Below are 10,871 nucleotides of genomic sequence, written 5' to 3' on the forward strand. Positions count from 1 at the left end.
TGTGAGCTTTCAACAGGTTGTCCCTTCGGGGCTTTACGAGGAGACTGGAGTTACCAAACTTCACGCCTTCCCGGAGCAGCCGAATGAACATTCACAAGAATGCCCGATTGACGCCTCTTGGTCGAGTGCGGCTCGTCCGTTTGATGGACAGCGGGCACACGCCGGAAAGCGCCTCACAGCTTGCAGGCGTTTGCCCCCGAACCGCGCGCAAGAGCGTGAATAACTTGCCGATGGGACCGAAGGCGCTGCGACAAAATTTCAACTGAAAATCGCAAAAATCTGGTTGCGCACCTCTCCGCATTATTGCTAATGTTTTCTTAACGCTATCAAATATTTCTGAAAGATGGCTCTGACCGAAGGCGTTGTCTTAGCAGGATGCGTGATCCGGTAACGGCAGGGGACTGGGGCAAGGTGGACAGAAGAGAGTTTGATCTCTCCGGGCACAGGGAAAGTGTGCCTGGCGAAACGAGAACGGCTGTGCAGGCGGGTGGCGCGGCGGTGGATGCCAGGTTATTCGGCGGCGCGGCCGACACGGCGCGGGTCAAAGGCAATATGGTGGTCCGGTTGGCGGAGGAGTCCGAGGCGGACTATCGCGCTGGTGTCTATCTCGCCCGTGAAGCGCATCAGAACACGATCTTCCGTGACATTCCGTTTTCTGAAGCAAAAGCCCGCGCGATTTTCGACAAGGCGATGGCACAGCCGAACCGGTTCGGGCTGATCTATGCCGTTCCAGCCGGCAGTGAGCCACTTGCAGAAGAAGGCCTCTACGGCTTTGCCTCGGTTCTTGCGGGGGAGTATTTCCTGGGGTCTGGAGCGCTGATTGCAACAGTGCAGACGCTGAATATCAGCCAGCAGCTCTCCGGGAAGGTGCTCGCAGGTAAAGTTGCTCTCCGGCTGATGCAGGCGGTCCGGCATTGGGTAAAGGAGCGGCGTTGCGCGCACGTAATGGTGCATGTGACGAATGGAATAAACGTGGCTGAGAGCGACATTTTTTTTCGTCGCTGTGGGTTTGCGACATTGGGGGGGAGTTATGTGCAAAACATCTATGGTGTATAATTCTACAACCTTTGTTGTATCCATGTTGGTTGTAAGGTGGATTGTGCGAACAAATAGTTTCAAGTGCCGTCATTTATTTCGTTTAATACGCAAAAATTCTTATCGATTTTCGATATCTACTTGAGAGCTCAGAAGAAAATTTCGATAGAAGTAGTATTGGTGAAAATGAGATGTCTCTTTGATTTTTATTTTTTAATAATCAGTTTTCTTGTGGGAATTAAAAGCAAAATAGAATTAAAAAATTCATATATTTAACTTTATATCTTGAAGTATTCAAATATATGTTTGGTGATTCGTTGTCCTTGTTAGTTTTTTGTGAGGTTATTTGTCTCAAGAAGCGCTCAAGTAGGAATGTATTCTTTTTTGGATTTTGGTCGGAGATATTTTAGAATGCTTAGATTGATATATGGATCCGCTTTACTTCTAATAAATGTACCAATTGTTTTTTTTATTGCTTATTTATTTGATGGAAAGATAGAATATTATGTTTTGATTGTGTACGCTTTGGTTTTTTTGTCAATTTTCATCATTTTAATGCGCAGATTTTAGGAGGGGCATATGGCTGGCGGTAGCAAAGTAAAAATTGGAGCAAAAAGTGAAGCCCTCGTACTATACGGCTCGAAGGAAGAAACACCCATCTGGGATGGGTCCATATGGAAGCACTCGCATATTGGTCAATACAATATTCCAGACACGTACTACACTATACGAGAAGAATACGTGAATGATGAGTACTATGCTCCTGATATCGGTGGAACTGTAACTTATGGTCAGAGAGGAACAGGGGCGATCGTTTCGCTGTCCGCGGATCCCAACACATTTGTTGTTGATCTTGAGTTTTCGGGTGCTTTTAGGGGCTTTGGGCTCAATTTCAGCAGCAAAATTGATCTGCCAAACTTGAAGGTTGATGATTTCAAGTCGTTTGTCGGTGCTCAGTTTATTCAGGGGGACTTTTGGACTGCGCTGGGGGTGGCGCAGGGCTACTCAGTCAAAGGCAACGCAGGATTACACTACGAGGACGGCAAGTTTAGAGTTGGAGCGGAAGGGGTTGCAAAGTTTGGAATTATCTTAGGTAGTTTGGAGCATCAGTCAAAGATAAAAGCGGATCTTACCGATTTTGTTCGAAGATTAGAAGAAATATTTGTAGATCGTTGCTTTGCTGGCGGGACTCCGATTGTTTTGTCGTCTGGTACGTTGCCTATTGAGGAAATTCGCCCTGGCCATACCGTTCTTTCATTTGATTCAACAGTTGAATTGGGTCGGGGAGCGCTGTTGCCGCGAAAAGTCGTTCGGGTTTTCGAAAATATAACAGATGTTTGGCTTAGGTTGTGTTGGGTAGACAACGGTGAAGAAAAAGAACTGGTGACGACACCAGAGCACCAGTTTCTCTCCGCGAATGGCGGCTTTCGTGAGATCGATAGTCTAGTTCAAGGCGGTAAAGGAGTTTTGGTGTTAGCCGACGGCACAGAAGTCGAAGTCACTTCAGAACGTATTGTTTATTCCGCAGAGACCGCAGATATGTTCGAACAGGGTGAAGGTTACTATTACCCGGAGAGCGGAAGTCTTGCGCTTAAGCCTGTTTATAAGAAAGGTTGGAAAACATACAACTTTGAAGTTGATGAATTCCATACCTATGTGGCCGGTGGTGTAAGAGTCCACAATGACTCTTGGGCAGATGGGAAAGGGTTTGAGTATCAGAAAGAAAATTTTGCTAGTGGAAATGCCGTTGCCGTTACTCAACTTGAGGGAGTTGTGCCGCTAAATGGGCATGCGGTCATTGGATACAGAGCGAACCAAAACTCATCCTATGATTCAACGTCTCAAGGCCGAGCAGAAGCCGTTGCATTTGGTGCTGCGGCTGCGGGCGGAACAAACCGCGAGGTGAATGCTGCGGCATGGAGTGAATACCGCGCGAAAAACATAGATAAGTCTGGTGTTGGCTGGACGTCCGCTTTCATGAGTGCGAAAGACTTTTCCCGTCTGGAAGCGTCGATCAAACACGGTCGCGACAAGGGTAGAGACTTTGCTGCTTCGTCGGCCTCGGACAGAGATTCGGGCCGTGACTCGGAGGGCTCGACCGTCGACACGACCCGTTCCCGGGAGACGGGCATTGGCAGCGGTGGCCTTGGCGACTACGACAATGATGGTGAGGTCAGCGCACGCGAACACAATCGCGCGGAGGCCGAAGGGAAGTACGGAAACAACAAAAGCGAAGGCGAATCCGGCGGCGATGGCGACGGCAACGGCAAGCCTGTTCTTCTTGATCTTGACGGTGATGGGATCGAGGTCACGGCGCTGGATCGGTCGACCGTATTCCTCGACTCTGAGGGCGATGGGTTTCTGCGCCGCACGGCCTGGGCGGGCGAGGGGGACGGGATCCTTTACTTTGACCCTGACGGCCGCAACGAGATCACCGAAAAGCGCCAGTTTATCTTCACCGAGTGGGATCCGACCGCAACCAGTGATCTGGAAGCCCTGGCCTCCGTCTTCGACACGAACAGCGACGGCGTCCTGAACGCCAGTGATACGGATTTTTCCAAATTCAAACTGATGGTGACCAATGCGGATGGGTCGCTCGTCTCGAAAACCCTGGCCGAGCTTGGCATTACGGAACTCGACCTGACGGCGGACGCAACCCATATCGAGCTTGCCGATGGCTCGGTGATCACCGGACAGACGACCTTCAAACGCTCCGACGGCACCACAGGCACGGTCGGCGACATGCTGCTGGCTTCCGAGGCCCAGGGACACCGGGTCGAGCAGGTGGAAACAACCGATGGCAGCGGCAACCGGGTGCTGACCTCGGCCGCCTATGCGGCGGATGGCAGCAAGGCTTATGAGATCCACTCGACCTTCAGCCCGGACGGGCTCGATATCACCAACCGCTATGACGACAATGGCGACGGGGTGACCGACCGCATCCAGACCATCGTGACGGTGGTCAATCCGGATGGCAGCCGCACCGAAACGGAATCCAATCTCAACGGCAGCGTTGCGGCAACGGCGGTGCTGGAAACCCGCATTGTCACGACGACGAGCGCGGACGGCAAGGTCGAGACCATCGAACGCGACCTGATGGGGGGCGGCTGGTTCGACCAGCGCGAGGTTCGCACCGAGCATGCCGACGGCAGCCGGACGATCGTGCTCAGCGATCTGGCGCAGGACGGTTCGGTGATCACCAGCCGCTCCGAAACCGTCTCGGTCAACGGTCTTGTCCGCACCGAAGGGACGGATCGGGATGGCGACGGACTGGCCGACACCACCGTGACCCACACGGTGACGGTTCATGTCGATGACAGCCGTACCGAAACCGTGGCAACCGCCAACCGGGACGGATCCCTGCGCGCGCATGTTCAGGAAGATGTCAGTGCGGATGGTCGTACCAAGACGATCCTGCGCGATCTTGATGGCGACGGCGATACTGACACGCGCGAGGACCTGGCCATCACCGTTGCCCCGGATGGTGTTACGACCTCCGTGCTCACCGTCAAGAACGGCGACGGCTCGGTGCGCAGCAGCTCGACGACTGTCCAGTCGGACGATGCCTTGACCAAGACGACCGAGCTCGATCAGGACGGCGACGGCGACATTGATGTCAAGACCGTCGAAGAAACCGTGATCAATGCCGATGACAGCCGCGAGACGGTGGTCACGGTGACAAACACTGATGGTTCGGTGCGGGCAAAAACGAAGGAAACGCTCGGCGCGGACAAGGTCAGCTCCACAACCTGGGCGGATCTCAACCAGAACGGGAGTTTTGAGTCTACGGACCTTGTGTCTTCTGTTGCGGTCAGTGCTACAACCAATGAGAGAATCGCGACAAGTTACACACGTAATGCGGATGGGTCCGTCAATGCCGTCACAACTTCAACGACAAGTTCCGACGGTCTGACGAAGACCGTTACAACCGATGCAGACGCTGACGGCGACACGGATCTGAGCGTTTCCGACGTCACGGTTCTGAATGGCGACGGCACCTCCACACGGACGGTTACGACCAGCAATCAGGATCAGTCCCTAAGGACTGTAAGCGAGACCGTCACCAGCGCGGACGGACTGACGACGACAGTCCGGACCGATGTTGACGGCGATGGCGCTTATGAGGAAAAGTCCGTCGAGACGCGGGTTCTGGAGACCGATGGCGGCACCACGCGTACTTCGTCGAGCTATGCCGGTGATGAGACGAATTTGCTGGCGCGGACAATTGTGCATGACAGCGCCGACCGGCGCGTGCGCACGGTCACGGTCGACAGGGACGGCGACGGCAACACCGATTCGCTCTCGGTCAGGAACGAAGGCAGTGACGGGGCGATCACACTGACCGAGACGGTGACGGCCAATGACGGCACGGTGCTGGGGCAGACGGTGACCAGCACCAGCGCCAACGGTCTTGTGAGCGAGACGGCAACGGACCTTGACGGTGATCTGACCGCTGACGTTACGGCGACGCGCACAAGTGTTTTGAATGCTGATGGCAGCCAAACAACCACGCAACAGACGTTGAACGGAGATCAGTCGCTCAGAAGCGCGTCTGTTGTGACTGTCAGCGATGACGGGCTGGAGACAAGCACGGCGACAGACAGCGACGGAGACGGCACTTTTGAGCGTGTCGTCACCGAGACAAGCGTTCTGGAGAGCGACGGCGGCACCACCGCGACGGTGGATATCCGGTCTTCGAATAATACGCTTTTAAGCCGGACCCGGACGGAGGTCAGCGACGACGGTCTCGTGACCACCGTCAGCACCGATGCCGATGGTGATGGAACCTATGATCTTGTCGAGACGTCCACGACGGTTCTGAACACCGACGGATCGACAGTTGTGTCCAGCGAACTGCGCGATGGCGCTGGTCTTCTGCGCAGCGCATCGACGCGAAGCGTCACCGACAATTCCCGTTCTGTCGTCACGACCGAAGATGTCGACGGCGACGGCAATACGGATATCCGGACCACGCAGACGATAGCCGATACCGGCATTGTCGAAACGCTGACGGAGTATCTTGCATCCGACGGCAGCCTTCAGAGCCAGACCAGATTGGTCACCAGTGCCAATGGCCTGATCACCACGGCTGAGGCCGATCGGCTTGGCGATGGAACTTTTGAAACGGTGGCAACCACCACCCGCGTTCTGAATGCCGACGGGTCTGTTACCGAAACCAACGACCTCAAGGGACGTGACGGCACACTTTGGTCCCGCTCGGTCGCGGCAACCGGTGACGACGGTCTGTCGAGCAGCCTTGCCGACGATCTGGACGCGGACGGCCAGGCAGATCGAACAACGGCACGCCAGACGGTGATTGCCCAGGACGGCACGGTCACGACGACGACCGACGTGGCTGCACAGAGTGGCGCGCTCATTGAAAAGACGGTTGAAACCGTCAGCGGAGATGGCCGCACGACCTCGCTTCATGTCGACCGGGATGGCGATGGCCAGAACGATGAGGATATGGTCACGACCGTCGGCGATGACGGTGCCACGACAACGACTTCGTCTTATTTTGCTGCAACTGGCGCGCTGGTGGCACGGATGGTTGCCACGGAAAGCGGCAACGGTCTGACCCGGACGATGGGTTACGACCTTGACGGCGATGGTCGCGATGATCGCACCCTTGCGGCCAGTATTACCCTAGGTTCCGACGGCAGCCGGACTCGAACCGCTGAGCACCGGGACGGTGCGGGAGCGCTACTTGCCAGGGAGCAGGTCATCACATCCGACGACGGTCTTGCCAGCACAGCTTCCCTAGATCTTGACGGTGATGGCAGCTTCGAGACGGCTACATCCTTCAGCACGACCTTTGCTACAGACGGCGAGACTCTGGAGACCTGGGAAACGCGCAATGCTGCAAATACGTTAACAGCGTCTCAGACACGTACGACCAGCGGAGATGGCCTTGATGTCGCGCAAACAACCGACTTTAACGGAGACGGTACAGATAACCGGGTGAATTCCCTTCAGCTTGGCGCGTCAGGCGGCAGTACGGAAACGGTGAGCCTTTACGGCTCAGGTGGCGCGCTCCTGCGTAGCTCGCAGACTGTTATCAGCGCTGACGGGCGCACCGTGACCTCCACGCTCGACCGGGACGGCGATGGATCTGATGACCTTCAAATGGTAACGCAGATCGATCTCAGCCGCACCGAAACGGTCACCTACACCGACAGGGCAGCGGATGGGTCGACCGAGGCCGTTATCACCAAGACGATGTCGGCCAATGGGGCCACTCAGAGCTACGCCTTTGACATCGACGGTGACGGTACGGCGGACATCACCCGTGTCACCACCATGTCCCATGATGCGGCAGGCAACGAGATCAGCACGTTTGAGGAACGCGGTGCAGACGACCGTCTGGAATTCTCCAGCACGACAACGACTTCGGCCAACGGATTGCACTCGACAACTGTGGTGGATTCCGACGGCAACGGAGAGGTGGACAACACCGAGATCACCGTCACCACCTTGAACGCCGACGGGTCGACGACGACCAACAGCACCGACTGGTTCGACAACGGCGCTTTGCGTTCCAGCTTCGAGGAAACCGTCAGCGCCGATGGCAGAACGGTTAACCGAGCGTATGACTTTGACGGCGATACGGCTGTCGACAAGACATTCGTATCCGTGACTGGAGCAGACGGCAGTGTCACGATCACCGAGACGGCTTTCGGTGACAAGGGCACCCGGAGTTCCGTGACCACGACGTCTGCCGACGGTCTTCAGACAACGATCCTTCGAGATGACGTCACCCAGACGATCGACCGCTCTCCGGTTGAAAACGGCAGTTATTCCTGGGGCAATGGCGTCACGGCAACATCGACGGATGCGCATATCATCGTCGCCCATGCGGTCGATGGCCTGGGCCTGGAAACCTGGGAGATGCGAAAGACCGTGAATGGCACCACGGCCGTCTTCACCCAGACATTCGACGCCGAGGCCAAGGAGCGTCTGCTCGCCGAAGCCGCGCGGATCTACGATGCCGTTCTCGATCGCGATATGGATCTGTCGGAAGTCGAGGTCCTTGTGGAACACGCGGCCGACAGCCAGCTGAATCGCGTGGCGCTGACCAAAGCGTTGCTTTTGTCCAACGAATATGCGGTCCGGTACGGCACTTTGAGTGATGCAGGTTTTGTCGCGCGGCTTTACCACAACACACTCGGGCGCGAACCGTCTCTTGACGAGTTGGAAGGCCATCTCTCGGATCTCGACGGCGGCACGGTCACACGTGCGCAGATTGCGGCGGATCTGGCAGAAACGGCGGAACATAATGTGGTCGGCAACGGCCATACCGAGACCACCAACCACGATGTCTTCCTGATGGATCTGGAAAAGGAGGACCCGCTTCAGGTCTCCTTCGACGGTGGTGCGGTAGAGATCGAAACCGACGATGCCAATATCCTGATCGGCACCGCGACCGGTGAAACGCTGAACGGTGCGGGCTATGACGCAATCTACGGCCGGGATGGCGACGACACCCTGACCGCCTCGACGGAAGCCACCGCCCTGATCGGCGGAGCAGGAAACGATACGCTCAAGGGCAACACCGGCGACGACACGCTCGCGGGCGGCACCGGAGACGATCGCCTGGAAGGCGGTGCAGGCGACGACACCTACACGTATGAACGCGGAGACGGCGACGATGTGATCGCTGACACCGGCAACGGTCCAAATGGCGACACGCTGGTGTTCGGCAAGGGAATCGAGATGGACGATCTGAAGTTGACCCGGTCGGGCAACAATTTGAAGATCGAGTTTTATGCCGAAAATTCATCAGAGCAGAATGCCGCCGCAGCAAACGGCCTGGCTCCGCTGACCGGATCCATCACGATCAATGGCTGGTGGGTCTCCGGCGACCGCCGCATTGAACGCCTCGCCTTCGACAACGGCGACAGCTACTGGATCGGGCATCTTGGCGCATTCCAAACGGCTGTCGGTGACGCAGACAGCGACACCTATCTGACGGATTTGACTTGGGCGAGCTATATAAACAACGGCATTCACACTGCGAGCGTACATCAACTCCTGACCCTGGAAAGTTCACGGGCGCCGGACTGGAAAGTCGACGCTCAGAGCATCAACCATCATACAGGTAAAGAGCACAATCTTTATGTCTACGAAGGTCAGATGTTTGTGGTTGCAGGCAAAAATTATACCTTCAAGGAAGATGTAGACGACGCTGGTCTGCTTTATGTCGACGGCCAGTTTGTTCTGTTTGACAACGATGACGATAGAGAGGTCACGGGAACTTACAGTGCCACGCAAACCGGCTTTGTTGATTTTAAGTTTTATGCACACAACAACATGAAAGAGGGCGGTAGCAAGCTTCATATCTACGACCCTGAAACCGGATATCGAGACCTTCGAAGCCATGAGACGGACTTGGTAACACCAGTTCGTGTAATTTATGGAAATAACGGCAACGACTATCTTGAGGCAAACTCGGATGACAGCCTCCTCTACGGAGGAAATGGTCATGATGTTCTGAAAGGCCGCGGAAGCAATGACACGCTCATTGGCGGCAACGGCCATGACACGCTCCTGGGCGGTGAGGGAGATGATGTTCTAGAAGGCGGCGCAGGAGACGATGTTCTGGATGCAGGAACAGGAAGCAGTAGCACCAGGCAGTATTTGAAAGGTCAAAGCGGAGATGACACCTATCTGATTTCCTCGGAAATTGGTTCTGCAATCATCACGCACGACGGGGAAATAGAAAACGGCGGCGCGGACACGGTCCGGTTCAAGGACCTGATCCCGTCAGATCTGTCGGTTGCCCTTGTCGATCACGGCGAACCCAATGGCAAGGCCCTGCGCTTTGCCTGGGCAGCTGACGGCAGTCGTCCGGCGGGTTATCTCGATATCGCCAACGAGGGCCAGCACATCGAACAGTATGAGTTTGCTGACGGCACGACGTTGAGCAATCTGCAGTTCGACGTTCACGGCCGGGCGCTGCTTTACGGCACGGACGAAGACGATTTTATTGCTGGTACCGACGGAGACGACAAGATCGTCGGTGGAGATGGCAAGGATACCATTGCTGCCGGAGGTGGTGATGACGAGGTTCACTACGCGCTTGGTGACCGGTTCTGGTCCGTAAATGGCGCGGCGCGTAATGTCGGCGGGGACGGCACCGACACGCTTGTCGTTGAAACAGGATCCGGTTTTGTTACGGATAATTTGTCCGCACTTGGCTTTGAAATCTTCAAGGGGGCGGATCTGAACGACCGCGTCACCGGTGATCTCGACACTGTCGACTACCATCTCGACGGCGGTGCGGGCAATGATGTCCTGAAAGGCAGCGGCGGCAGCGACACTCTGATCGGCGGTGACGGGGACGACAACCTCACCGGCGGAGGGGGCTCCGACACGCTGACCGGTGGGGCAGGTAATGATCACCTGGAGGCTGGCGTCGGTGTCGAAGGCGAGACACAGACCGCGGACGGTGGTGCGGGCAATGACGTTTACGTGATCACCCCCGAGACGTCTTACCTCTGGATCGTTGAAGATCCGGACGAGGCCATCGGTGGTCGCGATACCCTGAAATTTGTAGACATTCAGCAAAATCAGCTCGAGATCCGGACCTACGAGGACCCCGAGAAGGGAACCGTCACGCAGATTTCCTGGGGTGACGCAGAAAACGGCAAGTGGGTACGGTTTGCTGGTGCGTCCGTCCCTGTTGAACTGTTTAGCTTCACAACAAGTGAAGCGTTGAACGCAGAGCCGATCCTTGTTCGCGATCTTGCAACGAATGCGATTGAGAAAACGGGTGGCAGCACGGGCGGCTGGGATCGTGGGGCCTATTCGCAGGAGAGTTTTGTCGGAGCTGGTTC

Annotated in this window: 2 protein-coding genes and 1 pseudogene; all 3 read left to right on the forward strand. The window is 55.9% G+C overall.

Annotated elements, in window-relative coordinates:
* Positions 1-83: 83 nt before the first annotated feature.
* Positions 84-218 (forward strand): annotated as a pseudogene (locus ACXAIC_RS19105) (leucine zipper domain-containing protein); the annotation flags it as partial.
* Positions 219-375: 157 nt separating this feature from the next.
* A complete protein-coding gene (locus ACXAIC_RS19110) occupies positions 376-1,056 on the forward strand; it encodes a hypothetical protein (protein ID WP_475183893.1) in 681 nt (226 codons plus the stop codon).
* Between the two features lie 1,956 nt (positions 1,057-3,012).
* Positions 3,013-10,871: DUF4214 domain-containing protein (locus tag ACXAIC_RS19115; protein WP_475183895.1), on the forward strand; the 7,859-nt coding region annotated here is incomplete at its 3' end.

The organism is Roseibium sp. AWQ4_254 (genome assembly GCF_056161025.1).